This is a genomic window from Methylosinus sp. DMC45 (assembly GCF_056313885.1).
In genome coordinates this window covers 54,726-75,617 of sequence record NZ_JBQUZK010000038.1, presented here as the reverse complement: position 1 = coordinate 75,617, position 20,892 = coordinate 54,726, and the positions used below count along the sequence as shown (strand labels likewise).

The 20,892-nt window shown below is 67.1% G+C and carries 20 protein-coding genes; 3 read left to right on the top strand and 17 right to left on the bottom strand.

Annotated features, from left to right (window positions below; genetic code table 11):
• Positions 1-135 precede the first annotated feature (135 nt).
• The 4 genes from ACT53T_RS11045 to gmd form a co-directional block, all read right to left on the bottom strand.
• A complete protein-coding gene (locus ACT53T_RS11045) occupies positions 136-684 on the bottom strand; it encodes a hypothetical protein (protein ID WP_156967746.1) in 549 nt (182 codons plus the stop codon).
• A gap of 168 nt (positions 685-852) precedes the next feature.
• The gene (locus tag ACT53T_RS11040; RefSeq protein ID WP_476161227.1) at positions 853-2,262 is read right to left on the bottom strand and encodes a glycosyltransferase family 4 protein; all 1,410 of its coding nucleotides are present in this window, start codon (positions 2,260-2,262) and stop codon (positions 853-855) included.
• Entirely contained in the window at positions 2,259-3,254 is a 996-nt protein-coding gene (locus ACT53T_RS11035) for an NAD-dependent epimerase/dehydratase family protein (protein WP_476161226.1), read from the bottom strand. Before ACT53T_RS11035 ends, ACT53T_RS11040 begins: the two co-directional genes overlap by 4 nt.
• Positions 3,251-4,240, bottom strand: a complete 990-nt coding sequence (gene gmd, locus ACT53T_RS11030) for a GDP-mannose 4,6-dehydratase (protein WP_476161225.1) — start codon at positions 4,238-4,240, stop codon at positions 3,251-3,253. Before gmd ends, ACT53T_RS11035 begins: the two co-directional genes overlap by 4 nt.
• A 241-nt stretch (positions 4,241-4,481) precedes the next feature.
• Here gmd and ACT53T_RS11025 point away from each other — a divergent pair, with 241 nt between their 5' ends.
• Positions 4,482-5,774 (top strand): glutamate-5-semialdehyde dehydrogenase, encoded by a 1,293-nt coding sequence (locus ACT53T_RS11025; RefSeq protein ID WP_476161224.1) that lies wholly within the window; start codon positions 4,482-4,484, stop codon positions 5,772-5,774.
• A 214-nt stretch (positions 5,775-5,988) separates the two neighbouring features.
• Positions 5,989-6,624, top strand: a complete 636-nt coding sequence (locus ACT53T_RS11020) for a nicotinate-nucleotide adenylyltransferase (RefSeq protein ID WP_400766327.1) — start codon at positions 5,989-5,991, stop codon at positions 6,622-6,624.
• Here the strand turns inward: ACT53T_RS11020 and ACT53T_RS11015 are convergent.
• Entirely contained in the window at positions 6,577-6,840 is a 264-nt protein-coding gene (locus ACT53T_RS11015) for a hypothetical protein (protein WP_400766328.1), read from the bottom strand. The two genes, ACT53T_RS11020 and ACT53T_RS11015, sit on opposite strands and share 48 nt — an antisense overlap.
• Positions 6,841-6,886: 46 nt before the next feature.
• Positions 6,887-8,263 (bottom strand): 30S ribosomal protein S12 methylthiotransferase RimO, encoded by a 1,377-nt coding sequence (gene rimO / locus ACT53T_RS11010; RefSeq protein WP_476161223.1) that lies wholly within the window; start codon positions 8,261-8,263, stop codon positions 6,887-6,889.
• Positions 8,264-8,484: 221 nt separating this feature from the next.
• On the opposite strand from rimO, the gene ACT53T_RS11005 reads away from it, so the two are divergent.
• A complete protein-coding gene (locus tag ACT53T_RS11005; RefSeq protein WP_142862665.1) occupies positions 8,485-9,462 on the top strand; it encodes a beta-ketoacyl-ACP synthase III in 978 nt (325 codons plus the stop codon).
• A 7-nt stretch (positions 9,463-9,469) separates the two neighbouring features.
• Here the strand turns inward: ACT53T_RS11005 and ACT53T_RS11000 are convergent, their stop codons facing one another.
• The 11 genes from ACT53T_RS11000 to ACT53T_RS10950 form a co-directional block, all read right to left on the bottom strand.
• The gene (locus ACT53T_RS11000) at positions 9,470-10,126 is read right to left on the bottom strand and encodes a methyltransferase family protein (RefSeq protein WP_476161222.1); all 657 of its coding nucleotides are present in this window, start codon (positions 10,124-10,126) and stop codon (positions 9,470-9,472) included.
• The gene (locus ACT53T_RS10995; RefSeq protein WP_476161221.1) at positions 10,123-11,898 is read right to left on the bottom strand and encodes an FAD-dependent oxidoreductase; all 1,776 of its coding nucleotides are present in this window, start codon (positions 11,896-11,898) and stop codon (positions 10,123-10,125) included. The genes ACT53T_RS11000 and ACT53T_RS10995 overlap by 4 nt, the downstream gene beginning before the upstream one ends.
• Before the next feature lie 31 nt (positions 11,899-11,929).
• Positions 11,930-12,226 carry a hypothetical protein gene (locus ACT53T_RS10990; RefSeq protein WP_476161220.1) on the bottom strand — a complete coding sequence of 99 codons (297 nt, stop codon included), beginning with the start codon at positions 12,224-12,226 and terminating at the stop codon, positions 11,930-11,932.
• Between the two features lie 2 nt (positions 12,227-12,228).
• On the bottom strand, positions 12,229-14,652 hold the full coding sequence (gene pheT, locus ACT53T_RS10985; RefSeq protein WP_476161219.1) for a phenylalanine--tRNA ligase subunit beta: 2,424 nt from the start codon (positions 14,650-14,652) through the stop codon (positions 12,229-12,231).
• Positions 14,653-14,658: 6 nt separating this feature from the next.
• Positions 14,659-15,147 (bottom strand): hypothetical protein, encoded by a 489-nt coding sequence (locus ACT53T_RS10980; RefSeq protein ID WP_476161218.1) that lies wholly within the window; start codon positions 15,145-15,147, stop codon positions 14,659-14,661.
• Positions 15,147-15,470 carry a hypothetical protein gene (locus tag ACT53T_RS10975; protein ID WP_476161217.1) on the bottom strand — a complete coding sequence of 108 codons (324 nt, stop codon included), beginning with the start codon at positions 15,468-15,470 and terminating at the stop codon, positions 15,147-15,149. The genes ACT53T_RS10980 and ACT53T_RS10975 overlap by 1 nt, the downstream gene beginning before the upstream one ends.
• Before the next feature lie 28 nt (positions 15,471-15,498).
• Positions 15,499-16,581, bottom strand: a complete 1,083-nt coding sequence (pheS, locus tag ACT53T_RS10970) for a phenylalanine--tRNA ligase subunit alpha (RefSeq protein WP_400766339.1) — start codon at positions 16,579-16,581, stop codon at positions 15,499-15,501.
• Positions 16,582-16,744: 163 nt separating this feature from the next.
• Entirely contained in the window at positions 16,745-17,878 is a 1,134-nt protein-coding gene (locus tag ACT53T_RS10965; RefSeq protein WP_476161216.1) for an alpha-amylase, read from the bottom strand.
• Positions 17,879-18,207: 329 nt separating this feature from the next.
• Positions 18,208-19,392, bottom strand: coding sequence for an acetate/propionate family kinase (locus ACT53T_RS10960; protein WP_476161215.1), 1,185 nt, complete (start codon positions 19,390-19,392; stop codon positions 18,208-18,210).
• Complete coding sequence (locus ACT53T_RS10955) at positions 19,389-20,345, bottom strand: bifunctional enoyl-CoA hydratase/phosphate acetyltransferase (protein ID WP_476161214.1); 957 nt, start codon at positions 20,343-20,345, stop codon at positions 19,389-19,391. The genes ACT53T_RS10960 and ACT53T_RS10955 overlap by 4 nt, the downstream gene beginning before the upstream one ends.
• A 33-nt stretch (positions 20,346-20,378) precedes the next feature.
• The gene (locus ACT53T_RS10950) at positions 20,379-20,822 is read right to left on the bottom strand and encodes an ArsC/Spx/MgsR family protein (RefSeq protein WP_018264372.1); all 444 of its coding nucleotides are present in this window, start codon (positions 20,820-20,822) and stop codon (positions 20,379-20,381) included.
• Positions 20,823-20,892: the final 70 nt, after the last annotated feature.

Sequence of the window (20,892 nt, the reverse complement as noted above, 5' to 3'; positions counted from 1 at the left end):
GCGGCCTGAATCGGGCCGCGACGCGGGTGATGAACGATGAGTAAGTGATTATGCTTAATTGTTACTTAATGAGCGCCGCCGCTGGCCTTTCGCCGCGGCGGCGCTCTCTGTCCCGTCAAACGAATCCGAGTCCCGTCAAATGAGATTGAAGGCGCGCGTCAGCAGCGGCGACAGGATCAGCAGAATGAAGCCGAGATAGATCGCGCCCAGCGCGAAGGCTGGAATGAAGCGCATCCCGGCGTGGCGATAGATCCACAGGAACACGGTGAATTTCCACAGCACCAGCGGAAACAGCACGAAGCCGACGAGCTTCAGGGCCGGCATCGGCGGCGGAAATATCTGCGCCACCGCGAGCGTCAGCAAGAAGGATACGAGGCCGATGACCGCGCCCGTGGCGGTGAGGGCGATCAGCGTGTGCTGAAAGCGCTCGCGCGTTCCGGTCAGCAGCAGCGCGCCGAAGGTCAGCGCGGCGAGCAGAGCGGCGCTCACCAGTCCGTAAGCGATCGAGGGGGGGATGTCGGCGCTCACCAATTGGCCGCCCGTCTCGGTGAGAATATAGGCGGCGAGGCTGATCCACAGCGCCGGCCGGCTGTCGGGCATAGAGGCCGGCCCGGCCTCGAGCTTGATGAGGTCGAGGAGCGCCTTGGGCGTCGGCGGCAGGCTGATGGACGGCGAGATCGACATATGACGGCCTATCGGGTTGGAGCCTCGGCGGCGGAAGGTCGCGACCTGCGCCCCCGCTTTGCGCAAAAGCGGCGAAGCCTGCGGTTCGAGTGAGCCGCAGGCGCCGCCGCCGCAGCCGTCTCTAACATGCTTTTCAGCGCGGCGGAACAATGGCCGTACGGGCGGGGCTCAGGGCAGGGAGCGCGTCCAGTCCTCGGTCGCGATCACCTGCGCGACGCGATGCGCCGCCTCCGCCCAGGAGACGCGGCTGACGGCGGAGGGATCGGCCGTCGCGCTTCCGTCGAGCAGCTCCCGAATGCGCTCGGCGAGAGCGGCCGGATCATTGACGCGGAAATAGAGGGCGCCGGCGGCGCCGACCTCCCGGAACACGGGAATGTCGCTGCAGATCACCGGCCGGCCGCGACGCGCGGCCTCGGCGATCGGCAGGCCGAAGCCCTCAGCATAGGAAGGAACGAGCGCCGCCGCGCTCTTGTCGTAGAGAAAGGCGAGCTCCGCGTCGCCGATATCGTCGAGCCAGAACAGGCGCCGCCCGAATTCGGCGTGGCCGCGGATCTCGGCGGCGATCGCCTCCTCGAACCAGCCGCGCCGCCCGACGAAGACCAGCCGTACATCGCGGCCCTCGCGCCACAGCGTCTCGAAAGCTTTCAGCGCGACGCGATGGCCCTTGCGCGGCTCCACCGTGCCGACGCTCAGAAACATGGCGCCGCCCGCGGCTGCGGCGGCGATCTGCGGCCGCGGCGCGGCGGGCGCGCCCTCGGCGATGTCCGAGCCGCAATGGAACCAGCCGATCGAAAGGCCGGGTCGATGCGGCAGTCCAGCCTCCGCCACATAATCCGCCAGCTCCTCGGCGACCGTGCGCGAGATGGCGAGAAAGGCGTCGCTCTCGAGCAGCGCGCGGCGCAGCCAGGCCTCGTAGCGCGGCGGCGTTACCTCATGGCAGGCGTGCGGATAGAGGACGGGGATGAGATCGAAAATGCAGGTGACGATCTCGCCGCCGCCGGCGCGAATGCGCGAGAAGACCGGCCGAAACTCCTCGAAAGCGTTCCAGCTGTCGGAGAGCATGAAGAAGCGGTCGCCGGGCTCTATCTCTATTTCGCGATCCGCGCCGGGGGCTCCGCCGGTGAGCGCGGCGACGAAAGCCTCGCAGGTGAAGAGCCGGCCACCCTCGCAGCGCACGGCGATCACGGGAATGGGAAGCGCCGGATCGCGATAGAGCGCCTGCGTGATCTTCTTGACGACGCGTTGGATTCCCGTGCCGGCGTCGCGTCGCGCCGTCGCCGTCACATCGACGAGCAGCCGTCGCGGCTTTTGCGTTGCGCCCCGAGCGGCGGGCTCCGAGACGGCGGACTCGATGGCGGGCGCCGGGGCCTTGCGAGAAAAGAGTCGCAGCAGCGGCGTCGCCGCGTCGACGAGCGCCGCCTCGAAACGGCGCAGCGGCCGGAAGATCAGCCAGGCGGCGGAATAGACGTTCTTCTCGCGCTCATGGACGAGATGCAGAAGCTCGGCGCGCAGAAAATCGAGCTGATGCTCGAGCAGGCGATTGCGCTCCTCGAGACGTCGCTCGCGCTCGCTGGTCATTTCGTGGCTTCTGCGGCCGCGCGGCAATAATCGAGCAGATCGACGAGCGTCTCGTCGATCGCTCGGCGCGGGCTCCAGCCGGTCGCCGCGCGCAGCTTGGCGGCGTCACAGCGGGCGATCGGTATGTCGGCCGGCCGCAGCCTCGCGGGATCGACGACGATCTCGAAATCGCGTCGCGCCAGCGCGCGCATTTTCTCGACCAGGGATGCGAGCGGGCGCGTCTCGCCGGAGGCGATGTCGAAGACATTGCGGTCGGGAAGACCGGGCGCGACGGCGATGAGCCGCAGATAGGCGTCGATGACGTCGCGCACGTCGAGAAAATCGCGCTGCACGGAGAGATCGCCGACCGACAGGCGCGGCTCGGCGCGTCCGCTCTCGATCTCGACGATCTGCGCGGCGAAGGAGGAGACGGCGAAGCGCTTGTCCTGGCCCGGGCCGATATGGCTGAAGGGGCGCGCCACAATGAGCCGCGCCGTCTTCGGCAGAACATCCGCCAGCATCGACTCGGCCGCCAGCTTGGAGCGGGCGTAGACGCTGAGCGGACGCGGGACCATGTCCTCATGCGCCGGGCCGTCTACGAGGCTCGCGCCATAGACGTCCGCGGTGGAGGCGAAGAGCAGGACGGCCGCAGGCGCGTGGCGCGCGAGCGCCGAGGCGAGATTGAACGCGCCGTCGAAATTGACGCGCCAGGTCTCTTCCGCCGCCAGGAAGGACTGCGCCGCCGAGGCTTGCGCGGCGAGATGAATGACGAGATCGGGCTGCGCCTGCGCGATGGCGGCGTCGACCGATTTGGGGTCGAGCAGATCGAAGGCGATCGGCGTCCAGCGCCGGTCCGGCGCCGGCTCGCCCGGCCGCGCCAGCGACAGGCGCTGCGCTTCAGGATAGGCGCCCGCCAGCGCCTCCAGCAAATGGCGCCCGACGAAGCCGGAGCCGCCGGTCACCAATATGCGTTCGTAGCGGGCCGTGAATGTGGACGTGGGTTCCACGCTCATCGAGTCGCCGATTCCCGGCTCAGCCGCTCGAGATCGGCGTCGACCATCTCGCGAATGAGCGCATCGAGCGATGTCTCGGGCGCCCAGCCCAGCGCCTTGCGCGCCTTGCTGGAATCGCCGAGCAGAACGTCCACCTCCGCCGGGCGGTAGAATTTCGGATCGATCACCACATGCGCATCCATGTCGAGGCCGGCATGGGCGAAAGCGATGCGGCACATGTCGCGCACAGTGGTGGTGACGCCCGTCGCCACCACATAATCGTCCGGCGTCTCCTGCTGCAGCATCAGCCACATGGCCCGCACATAATCGCGCGCATGGCCCCAGTCGCGCTTGGCGTCTATATTGCCGAGGCGAAGCTCCTTGGCGAGGCCGAGCTTTATGCGCGCCACGCTATCCGTCACCTTGCGGGTGACGAATTCTATGCCGCGCAGCGGGCTCTCATGATTGAAGAGAATGCCCGAGGAGGCGTGCATGCCGAAGCTCTCGCGGTAATTGACCGTGATCCAATGGCCGTAGAGCTTGGCGACGGCGTAAGGCGAGCGCGGATAGAAGGGCGTCTTCTCGCTCTGCATCGGCTCCTGAATGAGGCCATACATTTCGGAGGAGGAGGCCTGATAGAAGCGCGCGCCGGGGGCGCCGAGCCGCAGCGCCTCGAGCATATTGGCGACGGCGACGGCGGTGATGTTGGCGGTGAGAATGGGCTGGCGCCAGGAGGAGGCGACGAAGGATTGCGCGGCGAGATTGTAGACCTCGTCCGGCTTCACCTCCTGCACGATGCGCAGCAGGCTGGAGAGATCGCCGAGATCGCCGTCGAGCAGCTGCACGTCATTGGCGACGCCGAGCCAGCGCAGGCGATGGTCCTCGACGCCGCGGTGCGAGGAGCGGCGGATCACGCCAGAGACTTCATACCCCTTGCTGAGCAGAAGCTGTGCGAGATAGGCCCCATCCTGTCCGGTAATGCCCGTCAGCAGCGCGCGTTTCGTCATGCGAAGAACCTCATAGCGGCCGGCTCCGCGCGCCCGGGAACGTCGCATCGCCTGCGTTTTGGACGCGGCGTCGGGCGGGCGCCGGCGATTCGGCTCGAGGAGGCGAGCCGTGGCGACGAGCGCCCGCGTCTTACAAAAGGCCCAGCCCGAAGGCAAGCCTCGCGGCCAATGGCGGCGCGCGCTCCCTTTCGGGGACGCGCCGATTCGTGATAGCGCTGCGAGCGGCGAAAGAGGCGATAAAATGGCGCAGGCGGAAGCATTGGCGAGGGAAGAGCGAGAGTTGAGCGCGCTGATGGCCGAGCTCGGCGCCGGCGCGAGACGGGCGTCGCGGGCGGTCGCTCTGGCGCCGGCCGAGACCAAGAACGCGGCTTTGCGCGCCGCCGCGGCGGAGCTGCGCCGCCGCACGCCGGAGCTGCTCGCCGCCAATGCGCTGGATGTCGCGGAGGCGAAATCGCGCGGAACCGTAGCCTCTTTCCTCGATCGCCTGACTCTCGATCCCGCGCGCGTCGAGGCGATGGCGCGCGGCCTCGAGGAGATCGCCGAGCTCGCCGATCCGGTCGGCCGGCTGCTGGCCTCCTTCGAGCGCCCCAATGGCCTGCTCATCGAGCGCGTGGCGACGCCGCTCGGCGTCATCGGCGTCATTTATGAGAGCCGGCCCAATGTCACCGCCGACGCCGGCGGCCTCTGCCTCAAGGCCGGCAACGCCGCCATTTTGCGCGGCGGCTCGGAGAGCCTGCGCTCATCGCGCGCGATCCACGCCTGTCTCGTCGCCGGCCTCGTCGCCGCCGGCCTGCCGGAGGCGGCGATCTCGCTGGTCCCCGTCGCCGATCGCGCCGCCGTCGGCGCCATGCTCGCCGGGCTGGACGGCAATATCGACGTCATCGTGCCGCGTGGCGGAAAAAGCCTCGTCGCGCGGGTGCAGCATGAGGCGCGCGTGCCGGTCTTCGCGCATCTCGAGGGCATTGTTCATGTCTTCGTCCACGCGCAAGCCGATCTCGACATGGCGAAGCATATATTGCTCAACGCCAAGCTGCGCCGCACCGGCATTTGCGGCGCCGCCGAGACGCTGCTGGTCGATCGCGCCTGCGCGGCCGCGCATCTGGCTCCGCTCGTAAAAATGCTGCTCGACGCCGGCTGCGAGGTGCGCGGCGACGCGGCGACGCAGGATGTCGACGCGCGCGTGCTGCCGGCGAGCGAGGAGGATTGGCGCGCCGAATATCTCGACGCCATCATCGCCGTTCGCGTCGTCGATGGGCTGGAGGCGGCGATCGCGCATATAGAGACCTACGGCTCGCATCACACGGATTGCATCATCACGCAGAATGAGGATGTCGCCCGGCGCTTCATGGCGGAGGTGGATTCGGCGATCGTGCTGCACAACGCCTCGACGCAATTCGCCGATGGCGGCGAGTTCGGTTTCGGCGCCGAGATCGGCATAGCGACGGGCCGCATGCATGCGCGCGGGCCGGTTGGCGTCGAGCAGCTCACCTCGTTCAAATATCGCGTCCATGGCGCCGGGCAGGTGCGGGGATGATCGCGCGATCTTCGTGCGCGATTCCTTCTCCCACTCGTGGGAGAAGGTGGCCCGGCGAAGCCGGGTCGGATGAGGGTCCCGGCGATTGTCGAAGTCGTGAGGGCGTGTCCGGCTGGGATGCAGAACGCCACGAGGGCCCTCATCCGACCTCGCTTCGCGAGGCCACCTTCTCCCACGAGTGGGAGAAGGAGCGCGAGCTTTCGAAGATTTCGCGATGATCCGTCTGCCGCCACATGCGCCGGGGATGCGCATCGGCCTGTTCGGCGGCTCTTTCGATCCGCCGCATGAAGGCCACGCCCATGTCTCGCAAGTGGCGTTGCAGAGGCTGGCGCTCGATCGTCTCTGGTGGCTGGTGACGCCCGGCAATCCGCTGAAGGAGACCGCCGGCCTGCCGTCTCTGGCGCAGCGCATCGCCGCGGCGCAGAAAATCGCCCGCGATCCGCGCATAGTGGTCACGGGGCTCGAGGAAGAGATCGGCGCGCGCTATACGGCGGACACGCTGCGCTTTTTGCATCGGCGCTGTCCGGGCGTGCGCTTCGTCTGGATCATGGGCGCCGATAATCTGCTGCAGTTCCACCGCTGGCGCGATTGGCAGGAAATCGCGCAGACGACGCCGATCGCCATCGTCGATCGGCCGGGCGCGACCTTTCGCGCCGCGTCGGCCAAAGCGGCGCAACGCTTTGCGCGCGCGCGGCTGCCGGAGAGCGCGGCGGCGCTGCTGGCCGACATGCCGCCGCCGGCTTTCGTCTATCTCCACGCGCCGCGCGTCGCGCAGTCTTCCACCGCGCTGCGCAGCGCGAGATTATTTGCCGGCGCTGCGGCGCTGCCACCAGAGCAGGGCGGCCCCTAGGCCGATCATCGGCACGACGATCAGCACATAGGTCCAGATCGTGCCTTCGTCATAAGGGTGACTGTCGTAATAGCCGAACTCGACCGCCTGCTGATACGGATTGCGGAAGAAGAAGGTGACGAACACCCACAAAGCGAGGATGACCGCCGTGAAGAACATCAGCTGACGGCTGGCCAGCAGACGCGGAATGCGGTCCTTCGGGGGCTCTTCGGTCATAGGCGGCGCTCCTCTATCGTTATTTTTCTACCTTCGCCTCACATTATCACACCGCCGCGCCATAAAGATCATAGGCGTCGGCGCGGTCGATCTTCACCGTCACAATGTCGCCGGCGCGCAGCGGGCGGCGCGAGGAGATGTGCACCGTTCCGTCGATCTGCGGCGCATCCGCCTTGCTGCGCCCGCGCGCGAGGCCTGTGGCGCCGCCGCCGGGCTCGTCCACCAGAACTTGCAGGCGTTTGCCGATCTTGCGCTTCAGCAGGCGGGCGCTGACCTTCTGCTGGCGCTCCATGAAGCGCTTCCAGCGCTGGTCCTTCACCTCGGGCGCGATGGCGTCGAGCGGCAGATCATTGGCGGGCGCGCCGGCCACGGGCTCGTAGCGGAAGGCGCCGGCGCGGTCGATCTCCGCCTCCTCCAGCCAATCGAGCAGATAGGCGAAATCCTCCTCGCTCTCGCCGGGGAAGCCGACGATGAAGGTGGAGCGCAGCGCGAGATCGGGGCAGATGCGCCGCCACGCCTTTATGCGCTCCAGCGTCTTCTCCTCATTGGCGGGGCGCTTCATCGCCTTCAGCACGGAAGGGGCGGCGTGCTGAAAGGGAATGTCGAGATAGGGCAGAATCTTGCCCTCCGCCATCAGCTCGACGACCTCGTCCACATGCGGATAGGGATAGACATAATGCAGCCGCACCCAGGCCCCGAGCGAGCCCAGCTCCTTTGCGAGATCGAGGAAGCGCGCGCGCACGCTGCGGTCGCCCCATTGGCTCTCGGAATAGCGCAGGTCGCGGCCATAGGCGCTGGTGTCCTGCGAGATGACGAGCAGCTCCTTGACGCCCGCTTTCACCAGCCGCTCGGCCTCGCGCAGCACCTCGCCCGCGGGCCGCGAGGCCAGCGAGCCGCGCAAATGCGGAATGATGCAGAAGGAGCAGCTATTGTCGCAGCCTTCCGAGATTTTGAGATAGGCGTAATGGCGCGGCGTGAGCTTGACGCCCTGCTCGGGCACGAGATCGAGAAAAGGATCATGGCTCGGCGCGGCGGCGGCGTGGACGGCCTCGACCACGCTCTCATAGGCCTGCGGGCCGGTGATGGCGAGGACGTCGGGGAAGCGCTCGGCGATCGCCTGCGGCTCGGCCCCCATGCAGCCGGTGACGACCACCTTGCCGTTCTCCTTCAGCGCCGCGCCGATCGCCTCCAGCGACTCGGCCTTGGCGCTGTCCAGAAAGCCGCAGGTGTTCACCACCACGACATCCGCCCCGGCGTGGGTGCGCGAAAGCTCATAGCCTTCGGCGCGCAGGCGGGTGAGGATGCGCTCGCTGTCGACGAGCGCCTTGGGGCAGCCGAGGGAGACGAAGGAGACGCGCGGCGCCTCATTGGCGGGCGCGGGCGGGTCGGCGGGGACGTTCTGCATGGGCGGAAGGCTTGCCATGACGCGCGCGCCGTGGCAATCGCCCCCGGCGCGGATCGAAAGGTGAGCTCGCAAAGGAGAGCTCGGCCAACTCGAGCTGGTCCAAACTAGAGCTGGTCGAAACTCGAGCTGGTCCTGGGGATTAACGAATTTTAAGGTTCGCGTCTCGCCGATCCCTGCTAGGCATGAGGTTTCCGCGGCGGCGCACGTCCGCCGGGCAAGAAGGAAGAGGCTGCACGCCGTTGCTCAGAACCGTCATTCTCGGAACCGGATCCTACGCCCCCGCGAAGGTTCTGACCAACGCCGACCTCGAGAAAATGGTCGCGACCAATGGCGCCTGGATCGTCAGCCGCACCGGGATCGAGGAGCGCCGCATCGCCGCGCCGGGCGAATCCACCTCCGACATGGCCGCCGCCGCGGCGAAAAACGCGCTGGAGCTGGCCGGCGTCGATCCGCGCGAGCTGGACCTCATCATCGTCGCCACCGTGACCGGCGACGCCCAGACGCCCGCCTGCGCCGCCTTTCTTCAGGCCAAGATCGGCGCGGAGAACGCTTTCGCCTTCGATGTCTCGGCCGCCTGCGCCGGCTCGCTCTACGCCCTCTCCATCGCCGATCAGTTCATCAAGACCGGCAAGGTCCGCCGCGCGCTGGTCGTCGGGGCGGAGACTTTGAGCCGCGTCGTCGATTGGACCAATCGCGAGACCTGCGTGCTGTTCGGCGACGCCGCCGGGGCCATGGTGCTCGGCCCGGGCGAGGAGGAGGGGCGCGGCCTGCTCTCCACCAGCCTGCGCACCGATGGAACATTGACCAGCATTCTCGGCATTCCGCGCGCCTATGATCCGCGCCAGGACGGGCCGACGCCCGGCGAGGCGCATAAGATCAAGATGCGCGGCCGCGAGGTCTATAAGGTCGCGCTGCGCCTATTGCCGGAGATCGTCACCGAGGCGCTGGCCATGGCCGGCCTCGAGGCCAAGGACGTCGATCATGTGATCGCGCATCAGGCCAACGCCCGCATCATAGAGGCGTCGCTGGCGCAGCTCGGCGTGCCGCTCGAGAAATGCTGGATGAATATTTCCCGCTTCGGCAACACATCGAGCGCGTCGATGCCGATCACGCTGGACGAGGCCAATCGCGCCGGCCGGCTGAAGAAGGGCGATGTGATCGCCATGATGGCGATCGGCGCCGGAATGACCTGGGGCGGCGCCGTGCTGCGCTGGTGAGGCGTTTTCAGTAGAGTCTGGGGATGAGCCGCGCCGTGCGTGCGCGATAGGCGTCATAGACGGCGCCGAAATGCGAGGCGAGCAGCGCCTCCTCAGATTTCATGCGGGCGACCAGCGGCGGAATCGTCGCCGCCGCCAGCGCGAGGCCGATGAGCGAGCGAAAGGCCAGCGCCCAGCCGACGAGGCCGATGAGAAGGCCGAGGTAGCTCGGATTGCGGATATGGGCGTAGAGCCCGGTCGTCACCAGCTCATGGCCCGGCTGAATGGCGACGAGGCCGCTGAAGCGTCGTCCGAGCACGAAGACCGGCCACAGACGCAATAAGCCGCCGATGGCGTAGAGGATGACGCCGATCCAGCGCAACGTCTCGCCGCCGATCGTCAGAATATCGCGGCGATCCGCATAGGCGGGCAGAAAAGCGTCGAGCACGCCGATAACGCCGAAGGCGGCGATGACCCAGCGATTGCCGCGATCCTCGCGCACGCCGGCGCCGAGATGGCCTTGCGAAAACGCGGCGGCGACGGCGAGCGCCAGAGTGACGAGCGCCAGCGCCGTGAGCGGCGGCTTTTCGAGAAAGGCCGATACGCCGCCCGCGCCCAGCGCCGTGAGCCCGAGATAGGCGAGAGTGAAGACAATGGCGAGCGCGCCTGTCGCGAGCCTCTTCATCGGCGATCCTCCAGCGCCTGCAACGCGGCGCGGCGGCCGGAGCCGATCGCGCTCTCGATAGAGGGGGCGCCGTCGACATGCTGGCCCGCGAAAACGATCGGCCCCAGCGGCGCGCAGGCGATGCGGCGCGGCGCCTGCGCGCGGTCGAGCCTGCCGCTCGCGTCGCGCGTCGCGCCGAAGAGAAAGCCCGGCGGCGGCCGCAGCATGCTGTGCCCCCAGCGATAGAGAAACAGCGCGCTCACATCGCGATCGAAATCGAAATCCGCGCCGCGCATCAGCCGTGACAGATCGCTGCGGATCGACTCCTCGTAGTCGGAGAAGGGCGTGTGCATCAGCCTCATGCGCGCTTCGGCGAGGCCGTCGAGCGGCGCGTCGCAGCCGCCATAGAAGGTGAGAATCGTTTGCCGCTCGGGATCGCCGCGCTTGTCGTTCATCCAATCGGCGACGATGTAATTGACGAAATGCCGGCCGCCCCACCAGCTCTGACTGTAACCGAGCCCGAGCTGCGCCAAGGGCGCGGCGCGGCGCAACGCGACATTGGCGGTGACGAGCGGCGCCGCATGGAATTGCGCCCAGGCCGCTTTGCGCGCGGCGTCGGAAAGATGCGCGACGAGATGGCGCGCGCTCTGCGCCGGAGCGGCGAGGATGATCCGCTCGCTGAAGATGCGATGAAAGCGGTCATTTTGGAAATAGACGACGTTCGCGCCCCGCGCGGTCGTCTCGATCCGCAACGCCGTGGCGTTGGTTTCGAAACGCGGCGGCGTCTCGCTCTGCGTCAGCCGGCGCAGCGTGCGGCGCGCGATTTCCGACGTTCCGCCCGGATAGGTGAAGACCGAGCCGCGGGTCAGCTCGCTCGATAGGAAAGCGATGGCGCTGTGAGCGTTCACCTGCTCGGCCGTTCCGCCGAAAGCGCTCAGCGTGTAGGCGGTGAAGAAGCGCGAGACGATCGCGTCGCAGCCGAGCGTCGCCTCGAGATGCTGCGCGAGGCTGACGCTCGACAGATCGTCGAGCGCGGGATCGCTCTCATCGGCCGGATCGGCGAGGCCTTTTTCGCCGAGCGCGCGGATCGCCGCGAAAGCGCGGGCGAAGTCTTCGCGAAGGCGCGCGTCATAGGGGAGATGCGCGGCGCCGCGCTCGAATGTGTCCAGGTTCCAGCCGCGCGCGCCGGCGCCGAGGCCGGGCGCGAATTCGTCGAAATAAAAGCTGCTCTCCGGGCCGGGGACGCTCTGCGCCAGCCAATCGACGTCGATCGCGCGATAGAATTGCGCGAGCCAATCGGCGGAAGGCGCGGTTCCATAGGCGCCGGCGGTGGAGGCGGGGCCGGGGAGAGGCGGGGCGTCGTCGCGGCCGGCGTTGCCGCCGAGGACAGGCGCCGCCTCGAGGATCAGCAGGCGCGCCCGCGGGCGTTCGCGCAGCAGATGATGCGCCGCGGAAAGGCCAGAAACGCCGCCGCCGATGACGATGGCGTCGAAGCTTCCGCCCGCGTCCACGAGCGGGATTTCGCCGGAGAGATCGTCGCAGCCGGGCGCGAGCGAGACGAAATCTTTCTCGAATGTCAGCCGACCGTCGCGCAGCCAATGGGAGACGGTGAAGGTCGCCGGCAGATTGCCGCCGCGCTGCACGCGCGGATCGATGTCGAGCGCCCCCGCGCAGGCGTCGCCCGCCAGCGCCAGCGCCGGAGCGCTATGCGAGAGCGCGCCGCCCGCGGCGATCAGCAGACCATTGAGAAAATCGCGTCGCGCTATGCCGTCGGGGAAGGGCGCTCGAGCCATTGGTCTCGCTCCTCCCGCGCCGGCGGCGGCGTCAGCGGCCGCCGGGCGTGAACATCATGCGCAAGCGCCCGCGATGGCCCCGCTCGCTCCAAGCGCCGGAGCGCTTGGCGCTATGCGGGACCTGCTCCTCCGGGGCGAAGGAGAGCGCGGAATGGGCGTTGCGCGCATGGGCCGCCGGGCCGAAGGAGGCGAGGCATCGATTATAGGCGTCCGCCGCCTGTATCTGCTCGCAATCGCCTATATTGCGCGGTTCGGCCGCCGCCGCGCCGGCGGCGACGCAAGAACCGGCGAGGCAAGCAATGAAGACGAAGCGAATCATGCGAAGCATCGTCAACCTCTGAGTTGGGCGCCCGTTTTCTTGCCCGCCTCTGTGACAATTTTGTGGGCGAGCGCCTCGAGATCGGCGTCGGTGAGCGTTTTGTCGCGGGGCTGCAGCCGCACGGCGACGCCGACCGATTTCTTGCCCTCCGGCACGCCTTGCCCTTCGTAAATGTCGAAAATCGCGACATCGACGATGAGCGTGCGATCGGCGCCCTGCACGGCGCGGATGAGATCGCCGGCCGGCTGGGCGCGGTCCAGCAGAAAGGCGAAGTCGCGCGAGACGGGCTGGAGGTCGGAGAGCTCCAATTTCGGCTTGGCCTTGGTGGGCTTCGCCTTGGGCGCCGGAAGCGCGTCGAGAATAATCTCGAATGCGGCGATCGGCCCCTCGATGTCGAGCGCCTGCAGCACGCGCGGATGCAATTCGCCGAAATGGCCGATGACCGCCTTGGGGCCGAATTGCAGCGTGCCCGAGCGACCCGGATGGAGCCAGTCGGGGCCGCCGGCGACGATCTGCAAGCCGCCGGTGGCGACGCCGAGCGTTTGCAGCAGCGCGAGCGCGTCCGCTTTCACATCGAAGACGCCGACCGCGCGCTCCTTGCCCGACCAATGGCGGCCGGCGCCGGAGGGCAGAGCGAAGCCGCGGCGCAGGCCCGTGGCGGCGATCTTCTGGCCCTTTTCATCCTCGCCGAGGAAGATTTGCCCGACCTCGAACAGCGCGACATCGGGAAAGCCGCGCGCGGCGTTGCGGCCGGCGGCGGTCACGAGGCCGGGCAGCAGGCTCGGACGCATGTCGGAAAGCTCGGCGGCGATGGGATTGGCGAGGGCGAGGCGATTGTCGCCGCCGCCGCCGAAAGCCTGCGCCTGCTCCTTGGAGACGAAGGACCAGGTGACGGCCTCCACCAGCCCGCGCGCCGCCAGAGCGCGCCGCGCCGCGCGCTGGCGCTTTTGCAGCAGAGTGAGAACCGGCTCGGTTACGCCGGCGTTGCGCGGCAGCGGCGCGGCGGCGATGGTGTCGAAGCCGGCGATGCGGGCGATCTCCTCGACGAGATCGGCCTTGCCTTCGATGTCCGGGCGCCAGCTGGGGACGCCCACCAGCGCCTCCTCGCCCGCCGCTTCGACCGTGAAGCCGAGGCGCGTGAGTATTGCAGTCGATTCCTCTTTCGAGACGTCGAGGCCGGTGAGCCGCTTCGTCTCGCTCCAGGGAAAGCGCAGCTTGCGCGCCGGCGCTTCCGCCGAGCCGCAGATGGCGACCTCCGAAGCCTCGCCGCCGCAGAATTCCAGCACCAGCTTCGTCGCCAGCTCGAGGCCGGGCAGAGCGAAGGCCGGATCGACGCCGCGCTCGAAACGATAGCGCGCGTCGGTGGAAATGCCGAGCTTGCGGCCGGTGTGGGCGATATTGGCCGGATCCCACAGCGCGGTCTCGATCAGCACGTCCGTCGTGTCGTCGGAGCAGCCGGAATGCTCGCCGCCCATGACGCCGGCGAGAGATTCGGGGCCTTTGTCATCGGCGATGACGACCATGTCGGCGTCGAGCTTATAGGTCTTGCCGTCGAGCGCGAGCAGCTCCTCGCCGACGCGGGCGCGGCGCACCACGAGATCGCCGACGACCTTCTTCGCGTCGAAGACATGCAGCGGACGCGCGCGGTCGAAGGTCAGATAATTAGTGATGTCGACGAGCGCATTGATCGGACGCAGGCCGATCGCGCGCAGGCGATCCTGCAGCCAGGCCGGGCTCGGGCCATTCTTGACGCCGCGCACGAGACGCAGCGCGAAGAGCGGCGCGAGATGCTTGTCGTCCTCGTTGAAATCGAGCGCGACGCGCTGCGGCATGGCGAAACCGCCTTTGACAGTCTCGACAGAAGGCGTCTTCAGCGTTCCGAGCCCAGCAGCGGCGAGATCGCGCGCAATGCCGTAAATGCCGGCGGCGTCGGAGCGGTTGGGCGTCAGATTGATCTCTATGACCGGATCGTCGAGCCCGGCCCATTTGGCGTAGACCGCGCCGATGGGCGCATCCTCCGGCAGCTCGATGATGCCGTCATGCTCGTCGGAGAGCTCCAGCTCGGCGGCCGAGCACAACATTCCGAGCGATTCGACGCCGCGAATGACGCCCTTGCCGAGCGTGATCTTCTTGGCCGGAATATAGGTTCCCGGCGCGGAGAAGACGGTCTTCAATCCCGTGCGCGCGTTGGGCGCGCCGCAGACCACCTGCACCGGCGCGCCTTCGCCCGTATCGACCATGCAGACGCGCAGGCGATCGGCGTTGGGATGCGGCTTCGCCTCGATCACATGCGCGATGCGGAAGTCCTTCAGCTGCGCGGCGGGATCGTGCAAATGCTCGACCTCGAGGCCGATGCGCGTCAGAGTTTCGACGACCTCCTCGAGCGAGGCGCTCGTCTCGAGATGGTCTTTGAGCCAGGAGAGTGTGAGTTTCATTCGAGGTCAGTTCCTGCCGGCGTCGGCGATGGCGTTTCGACGCCGCTTTGTCACGAGATGGGCGGCGAGCAATAATCTCGTTTCCGCCTCGAGAGATTTTATGGCCGCGACGGTCTCCCGCGCTTCCTCGACCAATTTGAGCGTATCGTCACGTCCGTAACGGAAAGGTTCTGGATCATAGTCCGCCTCTTCGCGCGCCTGCTGGAGGCGTAAAAAGGACGAGCCGATTTTTTCGACTTCGGCGCCATAGGATTTCGAGGTCCGCGCTCGCTCGAACAAGCGGCGGGCTTCGTTGTGATCCAGCGACCGATAGACTGGACTGAAAATGCTCCACGGCTTTTTCCATCCGACGAGCTCGTCGGCGCATAGGTCGGCGAGCGCGTGAAAAACGGCGTAATAGGCAGTCGAAGCGGCGCGCCGCAATGACGCTTGTCTCGGCTTACCCTTCTCGCGTTGGGCGAGATCATACGCGATATCGAGCAGATCATCGATCATCAATGCGAAGCCGAAGATTTCGCATCGCGCGCGCGAATATCGTCGACAGCATATTCGTCGCCCGGGAATTTGAAGCTCAGATAGGGGAAGCGCGTATCGCCCAGCGCCAGAAGAGCGTTGCTGACCGCCACTTGTGTTTCTATCGACTCCCGGGCGCTCAGATCGTCTGGCCCGGTCTTCGTCACTATATCGAGGAACAGCGCCGGCTCATCGGCATGGTTGAAATCCTCTCGGACGTCGACATGATCGAATCGCGCAGGACCGAGCGTGCGACGCAGCGCATCATCGATCGCATATCGCATGGCCTCGGTCATCATCTTCATCTCTCCATACCGCTTCCGCTTCGAAGCCTCACCCGCTCAACCCGCCCGCCAGCGTCGGGAAATCCAGCGGCCTGAAGCCATAATGCGTCAGCCAGCGCGCATCGGCCTCGAAGAAGGCGCGGAGATCCGACATGCCGTATTTCAGCATGGCGAGACGATCTATGCCGACGCCGAAGGCGAAGCCCTGATATTTGTCGGGGTCCAGCCCGCAATTGCGCAGCACATTGGGATGCACCATGCCGCAGCCCAATATCTCCATCCAATCCTCGCCTTCGCCGAAGCGAATGTCGCCGTCCTTGCGGCGGCATTGCACATCCACTTCCGCGGAAGGCTCGGTGAAGGGGAAGAAGGAGGGGCGAAAGCGCATCTTCACGGATTTCACCTCGAAGAAGGCCTTCAGAAACTCCTCCAGCACCCATTTCAAATGGCCCATATGGGTCGTCTCGTCGATGACGAGCCCCTCGACCTGATGGAACATGGGCGTATGCGTCTGGTCGCTGTCGCAGCGATAGGTGCGGCCGGGGCAGATCACGCGGATCGGCGGCGCCTTGGTGAGCATGGTGCGCACCTGCACCGGGCTCGTATGCGTGCGCAGCAGCTTGCGCTTGCCGTCGGCGCCCGGCGGAAAGAAGAAAGTGTCGTGCATTTCCCGCGCGGGATGGCCCTCGGGGAAGTTCAGCTTGGTGAAATTATAATCGTCGCTCTCTATGTCCGGCCCTTCGGCGACGGAGAAGCCCATATCGGCGAAGATCGCCGTCAGCTCGTCCATCACCTGCGAGATCGGATGAATGCGCCCCAGTTCCTGGCCGCTCTCCTGCACCGGCAGCGTCACATCCACTGTCTCGGCGGAGAGGCGCTTCTCCAGCGCTTGCCGCTGCAGAATGTCGCGACGCGCGGCGATGGCCTCCTGGGCCTTGTCCTTCAGCGCATTGATCTTGGCGCCTTCGGTCTTGCGGTCGTCCGGCGACATTTTGCCGAGCGTCGCCAGCAGCGCCGAAATGCTTCCCTTTTTTCCGAGAGCGCCGACGCGCACGGCCTCGAGCGCGGCCTCATCGGCCGCTGCCGCGATCGCCGCCAGAGTCTCGGTCTCCAGTTCCGCTATGTTCGTCATCGTCCCGCCACGGCTTTTTTGAGATTCCGGGGCGGTTTGTGCCACGCTCGGCAGGCGATGTCGAGAACGCGGGCGGGGCGCCGCGCCCCGCCCGGTCTATTCCTCGGCGTTGAGTTCGCAAGTTCTTTTCCGAAAGCCGCTTCGCGCTTTTCGGGAACAGGCTCTAGATTTTCCAGCGCAGCGCCATGCCGGCCTGCCAGTTCTTGGAGAGCTGCGGGCCGTTGAGGCTCTGATAGACGGGGATGCCGCCCTCCAGCGCGATGGTGAGCGCCTCCTGGCCGATGAGGGCGCCGGCGATCGTCGCGCCGCCCCACAGCTCCACGCGCTGGCCGCCGTAGAAATTGGGATTGGCCGCCTGCGCCTTGCCGCGGATCATCGGATCGAGGCCGCGAATCTCGCCCTGCGTCGTGGCGTTGACGCGGAAGGTGGTGGTGAGGCCCTTTATCCAGCTATAGCCGGCCCAGCCGTTGAATTCGTGCAGATCGCCATAGAGATAGCCTTCCGGGTTGGCGGCCAGCGGAAAGCGGCCGCGATAGGAGAGGCCCCAGGACCATTTGTCGATATGGCCGGCGTAGACGATTCCGGGCAGCACGTCGAAAGTGCCGGTCCCCGGCTGCAGCGCATAGAAGGCGCGGCTGGTGGCGTAGCTGCCGTCCGGCAGCAGCAGGCGGAATGTGTTGTGATCGCTTCCTGTCGGGAAGCTCATGCCGAGATTGAGCTGAATGCGATGAATCGGGTCTTCATAGACGCGATAGATCGTCGAGGCGGTGAAATCGGTGAGGCCGTCGGTTCCCGTATGGCTGATCCCGAGACGCTCGAGGCTCGTCGGTCCTTTGAACGCGAGCATATCGAGATTGCGCTCGATCATGCCGCCGGTGACGACCACCGACAAATAATTGGTGATTCCATAGGCGAGCGCCAGCGTTTGCGAGGCGACGGAGACATTCTGCGGCACCAGCCGGAGCTTCAATGTCGGATGGCCGAACCAGGGCGTCGTCGCGACGACCTCCTCCGAAGAAACCTGCCGCGTTCCCTTCAGCGTATGCGAGAGATTGGCGAATTGCGGAATGATGGAGACGACGAGCTTGCCGGCGGCCGGCATATCGGCGCCGAAAACGCCGAGCGGCGCCGGCGGCAGGGGCGCAGGGGCGGCGACATCGGGCGCTGGCGTGGCGACGAGCTTTGCGGGCGCGTCCGCGCCAGCGGCCTCGCCGACGCGGACGCCGAGCAGAGCGGCGGCGATGGCCAAAGTCTTCGCGCTCACGAAGATCGGGCGCGGCGGAGCGCTTCGTTTCATTCTCATCATCTTTATGTCTGCCCCTCGTCGGCGCCGCGCTCCGTCGGGGCGCGACGGACAAAAAAGCCGCCGTCCAACGATCGCGCTTCGGGCGCGACTCGATCGGAACAGCGGCGTTGCTGATTTTGGCCCCTCTTTGGGCCGCGCCGAGGCTCACGCCACGGCGCGAGATTATACGCAATCCGGGCGCCAGACCAGCGCCGCCAGCCACGTCTCGACAATTCAGCGATTTATGAGAAGCGGCCTATCGGCGGAGCGGAAAACGCGCCTGCAAATTATGCGGCGGGCGCCGAATTGCTGTGCGTTTATCGACGTTTCGGCGCCAGCGCTCAACCGAGGAGCAGCGCGCGCGCGGCCTCGGCGATCACCGCCTCCTCATTGGTGGGAAGCACGAGCGTCTCGATGCGGCTCGACGGCGCGCTGATGATTTGCGCATTCGCCGCATTCGCTTCATCGTCCAGAGCGAGGCCGAGAAAGCCGAGATAGGCGCAGATGCGCGCGCGCATGGACGGCGAATTCTCGCCGACGCCGGCCGTGAAGACGAGGCGGTCGAGCCCATTCAGCGCGCTGGCCAGCGAGCCGATCTCGCGCGCCGCGCGATAGGCGAAGAGCGCCATCGCCTCTTCCGCCGCGGGCGAGCCGCTCGCCTCGAGCGCGCGCAGATCGTCGCTGATCGCGGAGACGCCGAGCAGGCCGGATCGCTCATAGAGCAGCGTATGGACTTGCTTGGGCGAAAAGCCCTCCTGCATCACGAGATGCAGCAGCAGGCCGGGGTCGATGGCGCCGCTGCGCGTGCCCATCATCAGCCCGTCGAGCGCCGTGAAGCCCATTGTGGTGGCGACGCTCTCGAGATCGCGCATGGCGCAGAGGCTGGCGCCATGGCCGAGATGCGCGACGATCGTGCGCCCCTCGGCGCGTTCGAGGCGGCGCAGCTCTTCCGCGATGAACTGATAGGAGAGGCCGTGAAAGCCGTAGCGCAGCACGCCGCGCTCGGCGAATTCGCGCGGCAGCGGAAACAGCTGCGCGAGACGCGGCTGCGTGCGGTGAAAGGCCGTGTCGAAACAGGCGATCTGCGGCAGGCTCGGCGCGCTGTCGAGCAGGCTGCGGATCGGCGCGAGATTATGCGGCTGATGGCTCGGCGCGAGCGGCGAGAGCGCCTCCAGCTGCCGCAAAATGTCCGGCGTCACCAGGACGGGGCGGTCGAATTCCGCGCCGCCATGGACGACCCTATGCCCCACGGCGGCGAGGGGAAGCTCCGCCAGCCGCTCGCCGATCGCCGAGATGAGCCAGCGCGCCGCGCCTTCATGATCTATGTCCGGCGCGGGGCCGGGGCCTGCGGAGAGCGCCGCCGCGACCTCGCCTTTGACGGAAAAGCGGGCGGGCTGGTCTTGCTCCTTTATGGCGGTGACGCCGCCGCGGCAAAGAGGCGCGAGCGTCGCCGCGTCATAGAGCGCGAATTTGAGGCTCGACGAGCCGGCGTTGAGCGCCAATAGGACCGCAGAAGCGCCGCTCACGCAGCCTCCACCACGCGATGGGCGAAGAGCTGCGCCAGCGCGCAGGAGACGATGCGGGCGCGCACGCCATCGGCGCGGCTCGTCAGCACGATCGGCGCGCGCGCGCCGAGCACGATGCCGGCGTCCTCGGCGTCGGCGAGATAGACGAGCTGCTTGGCGAGAATATTGCCGGCCTCGAGATCGGGAACGAGGAGAATGTCGGCATAGCCGGCGACATTGGAGACAATGCCTTTCGCCTTCGCCGCCTCCGGCGAGATGGCGTTGTCGAAGGCGAGCGGCCCATCGACGTCGGCGCCTCTGATCTGGCCGCGATCGGCCATTTTGCACAGCGCCGCCGCCTCTATCGTCGAGGGAATTTTGGCGTCCACCGTCTCCACGGCGGACAGGACGGCGAGCTTGGGCCGCTCTATGCCGAGCGCATGCGCGAGATCGATGGCGTTTTGGGCGATGTCGCGCTTCTCTGCGAGCGTGGGGGCGATGTTGATCGCGGCGTCGGTGACGAGCAGCGGCTTGCAGTAATTGGGCACGTCGAGAACGAAGACATGGCTGACGCGACGCTCTGTGCGCAGCCCCGTTCCCTCGCGCACCACGGCCCCCATCAGCTCGTCGGTGTGGAGCGAGCCTTTCATCAGCGCCTCGAGCTCGCCGCGCCGCACCAGCTCGACGGCGGCGTCGGCGGCGGCGTGGCTATGGGGCGCGTCGACGATCTCGACGCCCTCGAGCGAGAGATTGGCCGCGGCGGCCGCGGCCGCGATCTTGGCGCGCGGCCCGACCAGAACGGGCGTGATGAGGCCCTGGTCGCGCGCGGCGAGCGCGCCTTGCACGGAAACCGCGTCGCAAGGATGCACCACGCCGACGCGAATGGGCCGCATCGCGCGGCAGCGCTCGAGCAAAGTCTCGAAATACACGCCGCAAGGCGAGCCGGAGGCCGCGACATCGCGCCGGAAAAGCATCGGACCTCCTTGCGACCTTCCCCGCTCCCGCGATCAGTCGGCGGGCGCGGCTCCGGCCTCGCTCTCGGCGCGCAGCGCCGCCGTCTCCGCTCGAACGCAGGTGTCGCTCACCCGCTTCTCGGTCGGCTGCAGGCCGATCCAGGCGCCGATCCGCTCGGGATCGAAGCCCGCCTCGCAGCGGCCGCCGACCTTGATGAGCGGCCTGCGGATCAATATCGGGTCGATGATCATCATGACCAGCGCCGCTTGCGGCGTGATGGTCTCTATGTCGATCTCGCCGGATTTGACCCGCGGCGCCGCGAGATTGAACCACTCGCGCACCGGCGTCTCGCCGAAATAAGGCCGCAGGCTGGAGACGCTCCAAGGCTCGGCGAGCAGATTGCGCACCTGCAGCGCATGGCCGGAGGAGAGCAGCAGAGCCTTTTGACGCGCGTTTCCGGCGCAGCCGGGTTTCTCGTAGAAGATAACGTCGGCCATGCGCCACCTCGAAGAGCGATTACCGAAGAAGGAGCTTTGTCTCTTTTATAGCGCATTTTTGTGCGCTGCG